Origin of the sequence: Methylorubrum populi (genome assembly GCF_002355515.1) — a bacterium.
GTDB classification, from domain to species: domain Bacteria; phylum Pseudomonadota; class Alphaproteobacteria; order Rhizobiales; family Beijerinckiaceae; genus Methylobacterium; species Methylobacterium populi_A.
The window spans coordinates 1,346,085-1,363,104 of record NZ_AP014809.1 but is presented as its reverse complement, the minus strand read 5'-3'; the positions used below and the strand labels follow the sequence as shown (position 1 = coordinate 1,363,104).

12 protein-coding genes are annotated in these 17,020 nt (G+C 68.6%); 11 read left to right on the top strand and 1 reads right to left on the bottom strand.

Going from position 1 to position 17,020, the window contains the following annotated elements:
• The first annotated feature begins 182 nt into the window (after nt 1-182).
• Together MPPM_RS06290 and MPPM_RS06285 are read left to right on the top strand one after the other, a co-directional pair.
• A complete protein-coding gene (locus MPPM_RS06290; RefSeq protein WP_096487750.1) occupies nt 183-935 on the top strand; it encodes a TerC family protein in 753 nt (250 codons plus the stop codon).
• Nucleotides 936-1,213: 278 nt separating this feature from the next.
• Nucleotides 1,214-4,540, top strand: a complete 3,327-nt coding sequence (locus tag MPPM_RS06285) for a helicase-related protein (protein ID WP_096484315.1) — start codon at nt 1,214-1,216, stop codon at nt 4,538-4,540.
• 226 nt (nt 4,541-4,766) lie between these two features.
• On the opposite strand, the gene MPPM_RS06280 is transcribed toward MPPM_RS06285, so the two are convergent.
• On the bottom strand, nt 4,767-6,245 hold the full coding sequence (locus MPPM_RS06280) for a carbohydrate porin (protein ID WP_173807885.1): 1,479 nt from the start codon (nt 6,243-6,245) through the stop codon (nt 4,767-4,769).
• 553 nt (nt 6,246-6,798) lie between these two features.
• Between MPPM_RS06280 and MPPM_RS06275 the strand changes: the two genes are divergently transcribed.
• The 9 genes from MPPM_RS06275 (at nt 6,799) to MPPM_RS06235 (ending at nt 17,014) form a co-directional block, all read left to right on the top strand.
• Nucleotides 6,799-8,109 (top strand): transporter substrate-binding domain-containing protein, encoded by a 1,311-nt coding sequence (locus tag MPPM_RS06275; protein WP_096484314.1) that lies wholly within the window; start codon nt 6,799-6,801, stop codon nt 8,107-8,109.
• 67 nt (nt 8,110-8,176) lie between these two features.
• Entirely contained in the window at nt 8,177-9,061 is an 885-nt protein-coding gene (gene urtB, locus MPPM_RS06270) for an urea ABC transporter permease subunit UrtB (protein WP_096484313.1), read from the top strand.
• Nucleotides 9,062-9,114: 53 nt separating this feature from the next.
• Complete coding sequence (gene urtC / locus MPPM_RS06265) at nt 9,115-10,236, top strand: urea ABC transporter permease subunit UrtC (RefSeq protein ID WP_096484312.1); 1,122 nt, start codon at nt 9,115-9,117, stop codon at nt 10,234-10,236.
• A gap of 11 nt (nt 10,237-10,247) precedes the next feature.
• Nucleotides 10,248-10,988, top strand: coding sequence for an urea ABC transporter ATP-binding protein UrtD (gene urtD / locus MPPM_RS06260; RefSeq protein ID WP_096484311.1), 741 nt, complete (start codon nt 10,248-10,250; stop codon nt 10,986-10,988).
• A gap of 2 nt (nt 10,989-10,990) precedes the next feature.
• Entirely contained in the window at nt 10,991-11,689 is a 699-nt protein-coding gene (gene urtE, locus MPPM_RS06255) for an urea ABC transporter ATP-binding subunit UrtE (protein WP_096484310.1), read from the top strand.
• Between the two features lie 371 nt (nt 11,690-12,060).
• A complete protein-coding gene (locus MPPM_RS06250; protein ID WP_096484309.1) occupies nt 12,061-12,501 on the top strand; it encodes a N,N-dimethylformamidase alpha subunit family protein in 441 nt (146 codons plus the stop codon).
• A gap of 125 nt (nt 12,502-12,626) precedes the next feature.
• A complete protein-coding gene (locus MPPM_RS06245) occupies nt 12,627-15,059 on the top strand; it encodes a N,N-dimethylformamidase beta subunit family domain-containing protein (protein WP_096484308.1) in 2,433 nt (810 codons plus the stop codon).
• Nucleotides 15,060-15,197: 138 nt separating this feature from the next.
• Complete coding sequence (locus MPPM_RS06240; RefSeq protein WP_096484307.1) at nt 15,198-16,304, top strand: Rieske (2Fe-2S) protein; 1,107 nt, start codon at nt 15,198-15,200, stop codon at nt 16,302-16,304.
• A gap of 17 nt (nt 16,305-16,321) precedes the next feature.
• On the top strand, nt 16,322-17,014 hold the full coding sequence (locus tag MPPM_RS06235; RefSeq protein ID WP_096484306.1) for a tetratricopeptide repeat protein: 693 nt from the start codon (nt 16,322-16,324) through the stop codon (nt 17,012-17,014).
• Nucleotides 17,015-17,020: the final 6 nt, after the last annotated feature.

Below are 17,020 nucleotides of genomic sequence, written 5' to 3'. Positions count from 1 at the left end.
GCCGTTGCCGGGCCTGCGGCGGTCCGGCATCCCTTCGCCGGAAAAGCCCATCGGGCCGGCGCTCCCGCCGGACGATGGGACCGGCCTCACCGAACATCCTCATCGCCTCTCAGGAATGTCGCGCGAGCGCCTGCCGTTCGCGCCGTCGCCATGACGGGCTGGGGCAGCGAAAGCGTGCGATCGTGGATGCCTATCTGAGTTCCTCCTTCCTGCTGTCCCTCCTCCAGATCGTCTGGATCGACATCATCCTGTCGGGGGACAACGCCGTGGTCATCGCCCTGGCCTGCCGAGGACTGCCCGAGCGGCAGCTGCGGATCGGGGTGTATGCGGGTGCCCTGGTCGCGGCGCTCCTGCGGATCGTCTTCGCCCTGATCATCTCGCAGCTTCTCGCGGTGCCGCTGCTGAAAGTGGTCGGCGGCCTCATCCTGCTGCACATCGCCGTGAAGCTGGTGCGCGGCGAGGAGGAGGACGAGAGCCACATCAAGGAACAGTCGAGCCTTCTCCGGGCGATCTGGACAATCGCCGTGGCCGACGCGGTCATGAGCTTCGACAACGTCGTTGCCGTGGCGGGGGCCGCCAAGGGGCATGACGAGCTCTTCATCATCGGCCTCGCCCTGTCCGTCCCGCTCCTCGTGGTCGGGGCGACCCTGATCACCCGTCTGATCGACCGGTTCCCGATCCTGATCTGGTTCGGCGGTGGCCTTCTGGGGTGGGTGGCGGGCGAGATGATCGCCAGCGATCGGCTGATGCAGCAGCACGTGATCGAGGCCCTGCCCTCCGTCCTGCAGCCGAACCTGCACTTGGCGGCAGGCGCCCTCGGTGCGGTACTCGTCGTCGGTATCGGCGCGCTTCTCAGGCGAAAATCCGATCGCGCGGTCGCGGGGGAGCAGGCCGAGGCCGTGGGCACAGTCGAAGCCGACGTCCTCGGTCGCTGACGCTTGGGCGGGCGCGGCGCGAATCGAGCGGTCCGTCCGAGCGACCGGTGCTGTTCCGGGCGCAGGCGTGCCCAATTCGGCGGCATGCGGTGGCCCTGCGAGGGGGCTGCGAGCGGCGTGGCGCCGACGCGGCGGCCGTGTCGTGTTGTCGCCCTCCGCCCGGTCGTCCCCAGCGAACTGCGCGGAGATTCGGCGATCGCCCGTCCGGACAGGAACCGCCGCCCCGCCATGCGCAGTTCCCGCAGGTCGACCCCGGACGTCGCCTGCACGGAACAGAGATGGCAAAGCCCAGGACAGCGAAGCCCCGAGACCAGGATCCGAGCCGCGACGCGGGTGCCGCACCGCTGATCCCGACGGGGGCTCTGGCAGCCGCCCTGCTCGGTCTTGCAGTTGCCGCGCGGCCGCTGATCCACGTGGCCCGCGACGGGCGCCGCCTCGAAGAGATCGCCGCGGTCCTTCGAGCCCTGGCACCGGAGCGGACCGTGGCGGTCTTTCCCGAATGGGATTGCCTGCCGTTCGATCGCGCCTCGCCCTCCCGCGGTGTCATGGGCGCGCGCGCGGGTGTGCTGCGCTGGCTGACCGACGCCCAGGCGCAGCCCGACATCCTGCTCACCACCGCCCCCGCGCTCCTGCAGCGCGTGCCGCCGCCGGAGACCTGGGCGAGCGCCCATGTCGAACTGCGCGTCGGTGATCCGCTCGATCCCGAGGGTTTGACGGCGCAGCTGGCACGGCTCGGCTACATCCTCGACGACCGCGTCGACGAGCCCGGGGAGGTCGCGGTCCGGGGGCGGACCCTCGACGTGTTCCCGGCGGCGGCGCCGCTCCCCTGCCGGGTCGAGCACGATGGCGCCCGCATCACCGCGATCCGATCCTACGATCCGGTGTCGCAGCGCTCACGGGTCGAGACCGAGCGGCTGGTGATCGATCCCGCCACCGAGATCATCCTGGCGCCGGATTCGGGCGTATGCCTCGAGCCCTTCACCGGCCAGGAGCACCGGCTGGCGCGCTTCTACCCGTCGCTCGTCACGATCCTCGACTACGCGCCCGAGGCCCGCCTCGTCGTCGAGGCCGGGGTGGAGGAGCGCGCCGCCGCCTTCTTCGAGCAGATCGCCGAGGGATGGGAGGCGGAGGGCGCGGCCTCATCCGCCGGGAGTGGTCAGCGATCCCGGCCGGATGCTGCGCCGGATCTCTACCTCACGCCCGATGCCTGGGCGGCGTTGATCGACGCCCGCCGGCTGGCCGCCGCGACCGTGGATGCGGCGGAGCAGGTGGCCGGGCCGGTCTTCGCCCGCGAGCGCCGTCCCGAGGCGGCCTTCGCCAAGGCCGTGCGCGCGGCCCTCAAGGACGGCGAGCGCCTCGTGCTCGCCGGTCCCAAGGCGCCGTTCCGCCGCCTCGTGCGGGCGGCCGCCGCCGTCGATGAGCGGACCGTGCGCCTGATCGACGGTTGGACCGAGGTCGAGGCGGCGGAGCCCGGAGCGGTGCTGGCGATCGAGGCGCCGGTCGAGGCGGGCTTCCGCGTGCCGGAGGCGGGCGCGACGGTGATCGCCGCCGCCGACCTGTTCGGGCCCCTCTCCGCGGGGGTGCAGCGTGCGCCCGCCGTGCTGCCGATCGGCGAGGTCGAATTGCGGGTCGGCGACGTGGCGATCGATCGCGATCACGGCCTGTGCGTGTTCGAGGGACTCGAGCCGGTCCGCACGGGCGAGGTGGACGAGGAGGATGCCCTGCGCCTGCGCTTTGCCGACGAGGCCATCCTGATGGTGCCGGTGAGCCAGGCCGATCGCGTCTGGCGCTACGGATCGGAGGCCGAGGCGGTGACCCTCGACCGGCTCGACGGGGGCACCTGGGCCCGGCGGCGCCTGGAGACAGAGGCGACCCTCGCCAAGGCGGCGCGGGCGATGCTGCGCGCCGCGCAGGAGCGCCGGAACATGCGCGCGCCGCGGATCGTGCCGCCGGAGCGCGAGATGGAGCGGTTCGCCGCCGGCTTCGGCTATCCCCTCACCGGCGATCAGGCCCGTGCGGTCGAGGAGACTCTGGCCGATCTCGCGGGCGCGGCGCCGATGGACCGTCTGGTCTGCGGCGATGTCGGGTTCGGCAAGACCGAAGTGGCCCTGCGCGCCGCCGCGGCGGCGGTCTTCGCCGGCCGGCAGGTTGCGGTGATGGCGCCGACCACGGTTCTGGTGCGCCAGCATGTCGAGACCTTTCGGCGCCGCTTTGCCCGTTTCGGCATCACGGTGGCGCATCTTTCGCGTCTCGTTTCACCCGCCGAGGCCAAGCGGGTGAAGCAGGGCCTCGCCGACGGCAGCGTGCGCCTCGTCATCGGCACCCAGGCGCTCGCCGGGCGCGGCGTCGCGTTCCACGATCTCGGGCTCGCCATCATCGACGAGGAGCAGCGCTTCGGGGCGAAGACCAAGGCGAGCCTGCGCAGGGCGGCGGGCGAGGCCCACATCCTCACCCTGAGCGCAACCCCGATCCCGCGCACGCTCCAGGCGGCGATGGTCGGCCTGCAGAGCCTCAGCGTGATCGCCACGCCCCCGGCGGTGCGCCAGCCGATCCGCACGGTGATCGCTCCGTTCGAGGAGGCGACGCTCGCCGCGGCCCTGCGTCGCGAGCATCGCCGCGGCGGCCAGAGCTTCGTCGTCTGCCCGCGCATCGAGGATATCGCGCCGATGGCCGAGCGCCTGCGCGCGCTCGTGCCGGGGCTCGACGTCGTGACCGCGCATGGCGAGATGAAACCGGCCGAGATGGACGACGCCATGGTCCGCTTCGCCGACGGCGAGGGCGACGTGCTGCTCGCCACCAGCATCATCGAGAGCGGGCTCGACGTGCCGCGGGCCAACACGATGCTGGTCTGGGATGCGGAGCGCTTCGGCCTCGCGCAGCTGCACCAGTTGCGCGGCCGGGTCGGGCGCGGGCAGCGGCGCGGCGTGGTGTACCTGTTCGCGCGTCCCGACAAGCCGCTCAGCCCCTCGACCGAGAAGCGGCTGCGCACGCTGGAGGCGCTCGACCGGCTCGGTGCGGGCTTCGCCATCTCCGCCCGTGACCTCGACTTGCGCGGCGCGGGCGATCTCATCGGCGACGACCAGTCGGGCCATGTCAAGCTCGTCGGCCTCGGCCTCTACCAGCACCTGCTGCAACTGGCGCTCCGCGCGGCCAAGGGCGAGGCGGCCGAGGATTGGAGCCCGGAGGTGCGGATCGGCCTGAGCGGCCGCGTGCCCGCCGACTACATCCCCGAGCCCGAGATCCGCCTGAGCCTCTACAGCCGCCTGCTGCGCCTGCGCGCCGAGGCCGAGATCGACGCCCTGCGCGACGAGATCGAGGACCGGTTCGGCCCCCTGCCGAAGCCGGTGGAGGCGCTGTTCACCCTGGCCGCCCTGCGCATCGGATGCCTCGCCCTCGGCATTGTCCGCCTCAGCGGCGGCCCGCAGGGCATCGCGGCCGATTTCCATCCGGACAGGACCGGGCCGGTGATCCCGGTCTCCGACGACGTCACGGTGCGCGATGGGCGGATCGTCCTGCGCCGGGGCAGCGAGGATGCGGTCGAGCGCGGACGGCAGGCTGCCGCCTTCCTGCGCCGCCTGGAGGAGGCCCGCGACCGGCGTCCGTGAGTGTCCCGATGAGGATCATGACGGACATCCGAACCAGTCGGCCGCCCCCGCCCCACTAGGCATCGAACGCAAAAAGGCCCTCCCGGTCGGGGGACCGGGAGGGCCGGGCGGGCAACGGCTTCCCTAGAGCCGTATCTGACCTGATTGCATCAGGCCGGCGTCTCTAGCTCATTGTTTTGGCGCGCCTTCTTTCGACGAACCGGTGACCACTTCGTCGGAATGCGCTCTAGCCTGGGGCGAGGCCGAGGAGTGTTCCGAGGGGAACGACGAGGGTGAAGCCGCCGTAGAAGCCGTCCTTGGCGCGGCGGGCGGTGTAGGGGTTCCAGAACGAGTTCGGGTTGACCACGTACTGCACCACCGGCTCGACGATCACGCCCGCGCCGACGTCGAGATGCGCGTTGGCCTCAAAGATGAACTTGTCGCGCGCGTACGGCGCGCCCGAGCCGCCGGAGATGAAGTTCGCGTCCGACAGGAACTGCGTGTAGTTCTCCGACAGGCGCTGCCAGTTCATCTTCAGGCCGAAGGTGTCGTTCGGCCGGCTCTGGTCGGGCGCCTGCAGCAGCACGCCGACGAAGGAGTTGAAGCGGATCGGCACCGTCGGGTCGAAGGAATAGCCCGTGCCGGTATAGAGCGAGATCGCCGTCGGGTGCGGGTTGGCCACCAGCCCGCCATCGGCGCGCCAGACCGTCTGCGTGCCGGTGAGCACGAGGCCGGACGTGCCCGTCTTCTGCAGCGCCGGGGTGCCGGGGTTGAGGCCGCGCGAGGTGCCGAACACCGTCTTGAAGTTGTCGTCGTGGTCGGCGGTGTTGACGAAGCCGGTGAGCGAGGCGCGTCCCGGATAGGCGGTCATGGTGTAGTCGGTCTTGTAGCCGATCTCGGTCATGACGAGCGCGCCCGAGAGGCGCTCGTAGCCCCAGTCGTAGCCGGACAGCGCGTTGGTACCGGGGTTCACCGAGAAGGCGCCGGCCTGGATGTAGGTGGTGGGCGAGAGCTGGTAGGCGGCATTCGCCCCCCAGACGGCGTAGAGCGGCGAGGTGAAGCCGGCGTTGATGTAGAACAGGTCCTGGAAGCAGGAGTTGATCGAGTTGCACGGCGGCAGGCCGTAGTAGCGATCTGGGTGGGTGCGGCCGAACTCGATGACGAGGCGGTCATCGAGGAGCTTCTGCTCGTAGGTGAGCAGCGAGAGGCGGTTGGAGTTGGGGTTGTAGGGCGGCTGGTAGCCGACGGTGGTGTCGCCGATATCGGCGGCCATGTTGAGGTTGCGCACGAGACCGAAGAAGGTCTGGGTGAACTTGATGGTGCCGCCTGCGATGTTGGCGAGCTTCTGCATGTCGGCGGACATGGAGAGGACGAAGTAGGCGGAGTTGGACTGCTCGCCGGTGCGCAGGCCGGCCGATGGGTTGGCCTGGTAGAAGTCGTAGATGTTGATGTCGAAGGTGAGCCCGCGGGCGGCCATGTCGGTGGCCCAGGGGGCGAGCGGGCCGACGCGGACGGGGTCGGCGGGTTTGGCGGCGATGTTGGGATCGGTGCGCGGCTGCGTCTGATCGTTGAACTGGCCCACCGGGGAGGGCTGCTGCGCCAGCGCGCCCACTTGCGAGCCGAGCACCAGCGCGCCCGCCAGCGCGCCGGCCGCCCATCCCTTCGACCGTCCCCGCCGGTCCGAGCGGGTCGTCCCCGGTTCCTTCCCGTATCCACCGCCGCGCATCACGTCATCCCCTTAACTGTACCCGTTGTGATCTAGTCTTCGCTCACCTTTGGAGGTGCTGGGTTGTGCGACGCACAATCCGGCGGTCTCCGCGGCGGCGGTGCTGCCGCGCGCCTCGCAAAGGGCGTGCAACAGCCGATGGCCGATTTCTGGTTTTCGCCCGAAATTCCGGCAGAAGCCGTCAAAAGCGGCCGGCCGGTTCGAATCTTTTGCAATGTGATCAAAGCTCGCGCTTTTGCGTAATTTTTGACCACTCATCCCTGGCTCTACTAGGCTGGCACTGAGTTTCCCATACGGTCAACTGCTAATTTGGACTTTTTGGAATTTGCGGCATCGTGCTTGCAAGCGGGCCACGCCGCGGCCTGGGACGCGCGATGCGCTCCGCCGATCGTTGCCCCGAAGAAAAAATGTGTCCTCAGGAGAAATGCGCTCTTGACGCAACGTAAAAGAGCGCCGTAGCGTTTCTCTGGAAGAAACAAGATTTACTTCTTGAGCAGTGAGTCGAGTATCCGCTCAAAAACCAGGCAATTGCACAGCAATTAAGGGGATCGACATGGACCTCACGCGTCGCAAGCTCTTGAAGCAGTCTTCGCTCGCCGCGGCAGCCATCGCTGCGCCGCACCTTTGGCTGCCGACGGCCCGCGAGGCCTGGGGCGCGACGCTCAAGAAGGGGGAGCCGATCAAGGTCGGCCTGCTGTTCTCCCTCACCGGCCAGCTCGCGGTGCCGGAAGAGGATTCCACGCTCGTGATGCAGTACGCCATCGACGAGATCAACAAGAGCGGCGGTATCGCCGGGCATCCGATCCAGCCGGTGATCGTCGATGCCAAGTCGGACTTCAACGTCTACTCGGAGAAGGCCAAGGAACTCATCATCCGCGAGAAGGTGATCGCGCTGTTCGGCTGCTACACCTCGGCCAGCCGCAAGGCGATCCTGCCGGTGGTGATGTCGCAGAACAGCCTGCTCTACTATCCGACCTGCTACGAGGGTGCGGAATGCACCCAGAACACGATCTGCACGGGTCCGCTGGCCAACCAGCACTCGAAGGACCTGATCCCCTACATGGTCAAGAACTTCGGCAAGAAGGTCTTCTTCGTCGGCTCGAACTACGTCTGGCCGAAGGAGTCGAACAAGAACGCCAAGATCTGGCTCCAAGAGGCCGGCGGCGAGCTGGTGGGCGAGGAATACATCCCCCTCGGCAGCTCCGAGTTCGGCCCCGTGCTCGGCAAGATCCGAGACGCCAAGCCGAACTTCATCTTCTCGACCGTGGTCGGCGCCTCCGACATCGCCTTCCACAAGCAGTTCAAGCAGGAGGGCTTCAAGGCCGATTCCATGCCGATCGCCTCGCTCACCACCGGTGAGATCGAGACCAAGGCGATGGGCCCCGAATTCGGCGCCGGGCACTTCCTGTCGGCGCCCTATTTCCAGTCGCTCGAGAACCCGACCAACCAGAAGTTCGTTGAGAACTTCCTCAAGAGCAAGTACGGCAAGAACGGCTCCACCCACTACAACATGGAGGAGACCTATCTCTCGGCCTACGTGTTCAAGGCCGGGCTCGAAGCCGCGCTCAAGAAGACCGGCAACATCGAGGAGGTCACCTCGCGCATGATCCGCGATGTCAGCGGCGGCGTGCGGGTCGAGGACGACGTCTCGCCGGAAGGCCTGATCTGGATCGACGGCGACAACTTCAACTCCTGGCTCAAGCCCAAGATCGGCCAGTGCCAGGCGGACGGCAGCTTCAAGATCGTCTCGGAAGCGAAAGAACACGTCGCGCCCGATCCGTACTCGATCTACCCGAATGCCGGAAAATGCACCGCCACGGGCCTCGTGGCCCCCGACGGCAAGAGCCGCAAGAACGTCATCTGACGGATTCCCGCGCCCCCGCTCCGGCCGCGGATCCGCGCGGCCGGGCCTTCGCATTCACGGAGGTCCCGTGACGTCCCTCGACATCGCTCCGTTCGCCAACGCCCTGGTGCTGGGGCTCAGCATCGCCAGCATCTGGCTCATCGCCGCGATCGGCCTCACGATCATCTACGGCACCGTCGGGGTCATCAACATGGCCCATGGCGAGTTCATCATGCTGGGCGCCTACACCTCCTACGCCCTGCAGAGCTCCCTCGGCCTGCCGTTCCTGCTCTGCCTGCCCGCCTCCTTCGCCGTGGTGGCGCTCGTCGGGCTCATCATCGAGCGCGGGCTGATCCGCTACCTCTACAACCGCCCGCTCGACACCCTGCTCGCCACCTGGGGCGTGTCGCTGGTCTTGATGCAGGGCGTGCGGCTGATCTTCGGCTCGGATCCGAAATACATCGCCGTGCCGGAGATCTTCCAGAGCAACGTCGAGGTGGGCTTCGCCAGCCTGTCGGTGTTCCGTCTCGTGGTGCTCGCCATCACCGCGCTCATCGTCGCGGCGACCGCCTGGCTGTTCTACCGCACCCGCTTCGGCATGCAGGTGCGCGCGGTGATGCAGAACAAGGAGATGGCCGCCTCCTTCGGCATCAACGCCGACCGGGTCTACATGACGACCTTCGCGCTGGGCGCGGGGCTTGCCGGCGTCGCCGGCTCGCTGTTCGGCGTACTCGCCATCGTGCTGCCGACCATGGGCACGGCCTACGTGGTGCAGGCCTTCCTCGTGGTGGTGGTCGGCGGCGGCACGCTGATGGGCAGCGTCGCGGCGGCGGGTCTGACGGGCGAACTCCAGTCGGTCTTCGCCTTCATGACCAACGACACCTTCGCGCGCTTCCTCCTCTACGTGCTGATCGTCGTCTTCCTGCGCTTCCGCCCGCGCGGCCTCTTCGCCGTCGCCAAAGGCCGCCGGTGAAGCCACTTCGGCTTCACCCTTCCCCCTGCCCGTCAGAAGAGTCTCACCCGCAGATGACGACGCGCAATCTCTATCACAGCAAGCCGGCGCAATGGGCGGTCTACGGACTGTTCTTCGTGAGCATTGCCCTGATCCCGGCCTTCGTCTCCGACGGCTTCCTGCTCAACCAGTTCGCCGTCTACGGCATCTACGGGATGCTCGCCCTGTCGATCAGCCTGTGCTGGGGCTTCGGCGGCATCCTCAATCTCGGCCAGGGCATCGCCTTCGGGCTCGCCGCCTACGGCATGGCCATGACCATGCAGATGCAGTCGCAGGATCCGGACTCGAACCCGATCCCGCCCTTCATGCTCAACAACAGCCTGGAGCATCTGCCCTGGTTCTGGCAGCCGTTCTGGAGCACCGGCGGCGGCATCCTGCTGGCGCTGATCGTGCCGACGTTGTTCTACGTCGTGTTCGGCACGCTGATGTTCCGCGCCCGGGTCTCGGGACCGTTCTTCGCGATCATGTCGCTGGCGATGCTCTCGGCCTTCGCCACGCTGATCCTCGACATGCAGCCCTACACCAACGGCGCCAACGGCATCTCGCCCCCTTCGCCACTCTCCGTGTTCGGCACCGACATCGACCCCTACGGCCCGACCGCCTACTGGATCGTCTGCGGCGGGCTCATCGCCGTCACGGTCGGCGCCAAGCTGCTGACGCAGAGCAAGTTCGGCCTCGTGGTCCAAGCGCTCCGCGGCGACCCCGAGCGGGTGCGCTTCCTCGGCTACAACGTCGCCCTCTATGAGACCTGCATCTACGCGATCTCCGGCTTCATCGCCGCGATGGCCGGCTGCCTCTGGGTGATTCTGATCCAGTACGTCTCGCCGGCCCAGCTCGACACCACCTTCAGCATCGGCATGGTGATCTGGGCCGGGATCGGCGGACGCCTGTCGCTGCTCGGCGCGATCCTCGGCGCCTTCCTGATCCAGGGCGGCCAGAGCTATCTCGGCGACCAGTTCCTCGCGACCTGGCTGCTCGTTCTCGGCGCCTTCTTCATCGTGGTCGTGCGCTTCCTGCCCAAGGGGCTGGCGGGCCTTCTCGAGAAGGTGCTCGGCGCGCTCGCGCGCCAGCCGGGCAAGCACGCCCGCCCCGACCTGCCGCACGCGATCTCCGGCGCCCCGGCGGCGGGCGAGTAAGGGAGAGGATGATGGGCGTTCTCGAAATCCGCGACCTGCACAAGAGCTTCGGCGGCACCAAGGTCATCAACGGCTTCAGCCTCGACGTGACCGAACTCACCCTGTGCTGCCTCGTCGGCCCCAACGGGGCCGGCAAGACCACCACGATGGATCTCATCACCGGGCGCCAGAAGCCGACCTCCGGCTCCATCGTCCTGCGCGGCGACGACATCACCGCTCTGAGCGAGCACGAGATCGCCCAGCGCGGCATCGGCCGCAAATTCCAGGTGCCGGCGGTGTTCCGCGAACTCAGCGTGCGCCAGAACTTCGAGGTGGCCTATTCCCGCGAGGTCAACCCGTTCCGCAACATGCTGCGGCGGCGCCCGGCCGGCTTCTCGGCCAAGCTCGACGAGGTGGCGACCTTGACCGGCCTCAAGGATCGTCTCGACGTCGAGGCGGGCTTCCTCTCCCACGGCGAGACGCAGTGGCTCGAGATCGGCATGGTGCTGATGCAGAACCCGGCGATCCTGCTTCTCGATGAGCCGGTCGCGGGCATGACCGAGTCCGAGATCGAGAAGACCATCGTCTTCCTCAACGAACTCAAGCGCACCAACACCCTGATCGTGGTCGAGCACGACATGGGCTTCGTCCGGCAGATCGCCGACGTGGTGACGGTGATGCACATGGGCGCCTTCCTGGCGCAGGGAAAGCTCAGCGACATCGAGAACGATCCGCGGGTGCGCGAGGTCTATCTCGGCGAGCCGGAGGTCTGACGATGCTGCTCGATCTCGACCGCGTGACCTCCTACTACGGCAAGACGCCGATCTTGAAGGAGATCGGCCTCGGCCTGCCCGAGGGGCAGTGCCTGTGCGTGCTCGGGCGCAATGGCGTCGGCAAGACCACGCTCCTGCGCACCATCATGGGCCTGACCGACCGGACCTCCGGCGAGATCCGGATCGACGGCGATCCCATCGGCAAGGCGCCGACCCATGTGCGGGCGAAGTACGGCCTCGGCTACATCCCGCAGGGGCGCCAGATCCTGCCGCACTTCACGGTCAAGGAGAACATCCTGCTCGGCACCTTCGCCCGCACCGACGGGCGCCAAGACGTGCCGGAGCTGTGCCTGACCCTGTTCCCTTATCTCGCGCAGAACCTGCACCGGAAGGCGGGCCTGCTCTCGGGCGGCCAGCAGCAGCAGCTCGCCATCGCCCGGGCGCTCGCCACCAACCCCCGCATCCTGCTCCTCGACGAGCCGACCGAGGGCATCCAGCCCAACATCGTCGCCGAGATCGGCCAGACGCTGGGGCGGCTCAACAAGGAGTTCGGCATCACGCTGATCCTCACCGAGCAGCACATCAAGGTCGCGCGCAAGCTCGGCGACGCCTTCCTGATGATGGAGAACGGCCGCATCGTCGCCCGCGGGCCGATCGGCGAGATGACCGACGAGCTGATCGAGCGGCACATGACGATCTGAGCGCCTCGGGCGAGGCGCAAGCCGTCCGGGATGCGTTCTGCCTGGACGGGGCGCGTTGCCGGAACGCTTCGCCGAGCCGCGCGACGACGGGGACATCTTTCGCGTTCAGCGTAAAAAACGTTTCCTGACAAGAAAAACTTGCTTGACCGATAGGCTGGAAGCGTCTTAAATCAGAACAACAAAGACGGGCGAAGTATTCGAAGCACTGCTTGCGAATACAATGGATTGACTTGCCCGGATATCAACTTCTCAGCGGGGCATCGCGGCTCCGCCGAAATGGGCCGCTCGCCGGATCGCACCGGCAGCGCGTGCGCGCCCGCAACCATCTCCCGCCGCAACGGCGCGGCCGGGATCCACGAGGAGCGACGACGATGGAACCGATCCCGAAGAAGGGCACGCCCGAGCGCCAGCGCCTGATCGACGCGCACAAGGCCTGCATGGACTCGATGAAGGGGGTCGCCGGCAACTCGGTGCTGCTGTGCGAGACGCCCGGCGACACCACCGTGGTGACCGGCGGCGTCCACGCCGATCCGGTGCTCAAGCGGGTGCTGCTGCGCATGCGCGGCGAGAGCCCGAAGGGCAAGCTGATCGTGATCTGCACCAAGGTCGATGCCGAGTGGCGCATCGCCCGGCTTTCCGGCATCCGCGGCGTGCCCCCCGAATTCGTCGGCGACAAGATCTACACCGACGAGCAGGAGATCCAGCACGACATCTTCCTGATGCGCCTCGACGAACTCTCCGACAGCTACGGCTTCCCGGAAGACTATCACGAGGGCTGGAAGCGCAAGGACGACAACTGGCCGATCACCTGAGGCGGCCGGACTTTTCGCAAGACACGTCGATCAGCGGGAGGCCGTGACGCGCCTCCCGGCTCCCCGCGCGCGAGGACGCGCACGGACGGGCGTGGACCAGAGACGCTCCCCAAAGGATTGACCCGATGACCACCATGAGGCTGACCGGCTACGCCGACAAATTCGGCGTTCACCCCGGCGATACGATCCAGTTTTACGTCAATTGCGACGGTCCGTCCGAGTACAAGGTCGAGATCGTCCAGATGATCAACGGCGACACCAACCCGCGCGGTCCGGGCTACATCGACAAGCCGGTCGATGCGGCGGTCAACGGCACCTATGCGGGCCGGAAGCAGATCATCCACGGCGGCTCCTACGGCTACGTGCCGGATGCCAAGCCGTTCCACGTCGAGAGCTTCACGCTCCAGTGCTGGATCTGGCCGACCGCGCCAAAAACCCATCCGCGCTACTGGAAGCACGGCCCGCAAGGGCTGGTGACCAAATGGTCGAACGAGTGCGGCTACGGCCTCTTCATCAACGAGGAGGGCTGCCTGGAGCTGCGCATCAACGAGCACCGGATCACCACCGGCGTGCCGATCCGCGACCATGCCTGGCATTTCTGCGCCGCGACCTTCGACGCCGCCACCGGCCTCGTGACGCTGATCCACGAGCCGCAGGTGGTCTACGCCCTAGATCCCGAGATCGAGCCGGTCGAGGCGAGCCTGAAGGTCGCGATCGCCCACGCCCCCGTGCCCGTCGCGCTCGGCGCCTATGTCGAGCGACTGACGCCCGAGGATCCGCTCGCCGCCTCCTCGAAGCCGGCCGGCGTGGTCTTTGCCGGCAAGTATAACGGCAAGCTCGACAGCCCGCGCATCTGCAACCGGGCGCTCTCGCGCGCCGAGATCGAGATGATGAAGGCCGGCGCCCAGCCCGGCCTGACCGAACGGCGCAATGCCGGCCCGACCGGCAAGCTCTCCGAATGCATCGTCGCCGCCTGGAATTTCTCCGTCGGCATCGACACCCTGACCGCCAAGGACGAGGGGCCGTATCGCTTCGACGCCACGCTGGTGAACTGCCCCAACCGCGGCATGACCGGCTACAACTGGTCGGGCCAGAACTTCGACTGGAAGCACGCCCCGCAGGAATACGGTGCCATCAGCTTCCACGACGACGACGTCGACGACGCCCGCTGGACCTCCGACTTCACTTGGAGCGTGCCGGAGACCGGCGTGAAGAGCCGCTTCTACGCCGCCAAGCTGACCACGGCCGAGGGCGACGAGGAGTTCATCCCGTTCTGGGTGGTGCCACGCATCGGCCAGGAGACCGCCAAGATCGCGGTGATGGTGCCGACCATCAGCTACATGGCCTATGCCAACGAGCACGTGGCCTGCAACGCGGGCGGGGCGGAACTGTTCGTCTACCGCGTGCCGATCATGCAGCAGCAGAACATGTTCCTGTCCGAGCACCGCGAATACGGCGGCTCGATCTACGACACCCACACCGACGGCACCGGCATCTCGATCTCGTCGCGCCTGCGGCCGATCCTGTCGATCCGGCCGAAATACGACCACTTCCTCGCCCAGGCGCCGTGGCAATACCCGGCCGACCTCCACCTGATCTACTGGCTGGAGACGATGGGCTACGAGTACGACGTCTTCACCGACGAGGACATCACCTACGACGGGCTGGCGCGCATCGAGAACTACAACGTCATCATCACCGGCTCGCACCCGGAGCACAATTCCGGCACCCAGCTCGATGCGCTCCACAACTACACCCAGCGCGGCGGCCGGCTGATGTATATGGGCGCTGACGCGTGGTACTGGGTCCACTCGTACCATCCCGGCTACGAGGACAAGGGCCGCGGCGTCGTCACCGAGATGCGCCGCTGCGAATCCGGCATCCGCACCTGGCGGGCCGATCCGGGCGAGTACTACCACCAGGGCACGGGCGAGCTCGGCGGGATGTGGCGCTTCCGCGGGCGCTACCTGCACTCGGTGGCCGGCGTCGGCATGTCGTCCGAGGGCTTCGACGTCTCGAGCTATTTTTCGCGCACGCCGGACAGCCTGGACCAGCGCGTCGCCTGGGCCTTCGAGGGCATCGATTACGACGAAAAACTCGGCAATTTCGGTCTCGTCGGCGGCGGCGCGGCGGGCCTCGAACTCGACATCGTCGACACGATGCTGGGCTCGCCCCCGCACACCCTGACGGTGGCGACCTCGGCCGGGCGGCACACCGAGGCCTACCTCCTCGTCATGGAGGATTTCGGCTTCAACCAGCAGGGTCTCGACGGCACCACCCATCCGCGGGTGCGTGGCGACATCGCCTACCACGAGACCCCGAACGGCGGTGCTTGCTTCGCCTTCTCCTCGATCGCCTATTGCGGCTCGCTGCCCTGGAACAACTGCGACAACAACATCTCGCGGCTGACCAAGAACGTGCTCGACCGCTTCGCCATGGACGGGCCCCTGCCGGCCCCGCCCGAGAGCGCGTTCAAGCATCGCGGCCGGGCCGATTACGACCCGACCCCGATGGAGCACCGCAGCCGCAAGGAGCGCGGCGAGCCGCTGCCGGCCTGAGACCCCGATGGTCCCCGCCACGGCGGGGACCGTTCCGACGCTCCGTCCTCGCCTTCCTCGGGCGGAGCCCCGGTGGCAGCGCCGTCAGCCCCCTGTGCGCTGCCACCGGCCCCCTTTCGAGAAGCGTGAGAGGCGTTCATGGTCCTCGCTATCGCGTCCGCCGGCTTCGTGCCGGACCGCCCCGATCTCGGCCACCACGCCGAGGGGCTCGACCTCGCCGATCCGGCCTTCTTCGCCGCCGGCCTCGACCCGGCCGCGCCGCGCCTGCTGCCGCCGGCGGCCTACCGGGCGCTCGCCTTCGCCGAACTGGAGGACGACGCGGTCTGGACCCGCTCCTGGCTCGCCATCGGCCTCGGCGCCGAGATTCCGGCGCCCGGCGACCTCCTGCCCTTCACCGCCGGCCATCACGGCCTCCATGTCCAGCGCGGGGCTGATGGCGGCCTCGTCGGGCGCTTCAACAAGGCCCAGCACGGCGGCTGCCGCGCGGTGCCGCTGCAATGCCGCACCGGCACCAAGACCCGCTGCTCCTTCACCGCCTGCGGCTACAGCCGCGACGGGGCCGTGCTTCCGGCGGGAGCCGAGGGGCCGACGCCGGCGATGCACCAGTATCTGGGCTTACGTCCGGAGCGGCTGCTGCCGGTCGCCGCCCGCGCCTGGGGGCCGCTGGTGCGGATCAACCTCGACCCGGGGGCAGCCCCGCCCGAGGCCGCGCCCGACGGCTTGGTGGCGCTCGCCGGCGAAACCCGGCGGGCGGAATACGCCGCCAACTGGAAGCTCGCGGCGCAGGCTCTGGCCGAAGGCGATGGCTGCGCGGAAGCGCCGGAGAGCTTGCACCTGAGCGGGCGGCTTGCCACCGGGGAGGCCGCTTCCCTTGCCCTCCACTTCCCCAACCTCGTCTTGATCGAGGCACGGGGCGAGACCTGCGCCGTGATGCTGCAGCCGACGGCCCTCGGCCAGACGCTGCTGCGGATCGGGTTGCTCGGCCCGGAGGGGACGGCGACGCCCAATTTCGAAGCCTCTTGGCTCGAAGCCTCTTGGGACGCGTGGCTCGCCGAGATCGCCGCCCGGATGGCGCCGGCGGTCGCCGCGCAGGCGGCGCTCTCGCGGTCGGACGCCGATGAGGCCCTTGCGACCAACGCCGCAGGTCTCTGGCTCCAGGCCAACCTCGCCGCCCGCGTGCGGGCCCGGCCCGCCGCCACGGACACCCAACCCCTCTACGCCACGGCCCAGGGCCGCGGCTGCTGATTTTTTTGGAGACGTCGATGAGCCTTGCTGTGCCCCTTGCCGCCCAGCCTCTCGCCGCCGCGCACGCCCTCGCAGAGGGCGTCGCCGCGTTCCAGGCCCGCGCCTACGACCGGGCGCTCGCCGTGTTCCGGCCGCTCGCCGAGGCGGGCGACCCGGAGGCGCAGGCCTGGCTCGGTGCGCTCCATGCCGGCGGGACCGGCGTGCCCGCCTCGCTGGCGCAGGCCTTCGAATGGTATCGCCGCGCCGCCGAGCAGGGCCACGGCCCCGCCGCGACCAATGTCGGGGCGATGCTGGCCATGGGCCAGGGCGTGGCGCAGGACCGGGCCGAGGGCGCGCGCTGGCTGGAGCGGGCCGCCGCCAGCGGCGACGCGATGGCGGCCTACAACCTCGCCACCCTGCTGACCAAGGGCGACGGGCTCCCCGCCGACCCCGCCCGCGCCGCCGCACTCTACCGGAGCGCGGCCGAGGCCGGGCACTACCCGTCCCAGGCCCGGCTCGGCCATCTCTACGCCCACGGCATCGGGGTGGAGCGCGACCGGGTCGAGGCCTTCGCCTGGCTCTCGCTCGCCGCCGGGCACGGCGTCGGTACGGCCCTCAACGCCCTGGAGGAGGTGATCAAGGAGATGTCGGCCGAGGAGAAGCGCGAGGGCGCCGCCCGGGCGCAGGCCCGCCGCACCGCGCCCGGCCGCATCGCCCCGATCCCCGCCTGAGGGGCG

Excerpts from the sequence above, each read along its gene's own strand:
- urtD (WP_096484311.1), top strand. The coding sequence starts at position 10,248 with ATGGGCGTTCTCGAAATCCGCGACCTGCACAAGAGCTTCGGCGGCACC.
- urtC (WP_096484312.1), top strand. The coding sequence starts at position 9,115 with ATGACGACGCGCAATCTCTATCACAGCAAGCCGGCGCAATGGGCGGTC.
- MPPM_RS06285 (WP_096484315.1), top strand. The coding sequence starts at position 1,214 with ATGGCAAAGCCCAGGACAGCGAAGCCCCGAGACCAGGATCCGAGCCGC.
- MPPM_RS06250 (WP_096484309.1), top strand. The coding sequence starts at position 12,061 with ATGGAACCGATCCCGAAGAAGGGCACGCCCGAGCGCCAGCGCCTGATC.
- MPPM_RS06245 (WP_096484308.1), top strand. The coding sequence starts at position 12,627 with ATGACCACCATGAGGCTGACCGGCTACGCCGACAAATTCGGCGTTCAC.
- urtE (WP_096484310.1), top strand. The coding sequence starts at position 10,991 with ATGCTGCTCGATCTCGACCGCGTGACCTCCTACTACGGCAAGACGCCG.
- MPPM_RS06280 (WP_173807885.1), bottom strand. The coding sequence starts at position 6,245 with ATGCGCGGCGGTGGATACGGGAAGGAACCGGGGACGACCCGCTCGGAC.
- MPPM_RS06240 (WP_096484307.1), top strand. The coding sequence starts at position 15,198 with ATGGTCCTCGCTATCGCGTCCGCCGGCTTCGTGCCGGACCGCCCCGAT.
- MPPM_RS06275 (WP_096484314.1), top strand. The coding sequence starts at position 6,799 with ATGGACCTCACGCGTCGCAAGCTCTTGAAGCAGTCTTCGCTCGCCGCG.
- MPPM_RS06235 (WP_096484306.1), top strand. The coding sequence starts at position 16,322 with ATGAGCCTTGCTGTGCCCCTTGCCGCCCAGCCTCTCGCCGCCGCGCAC.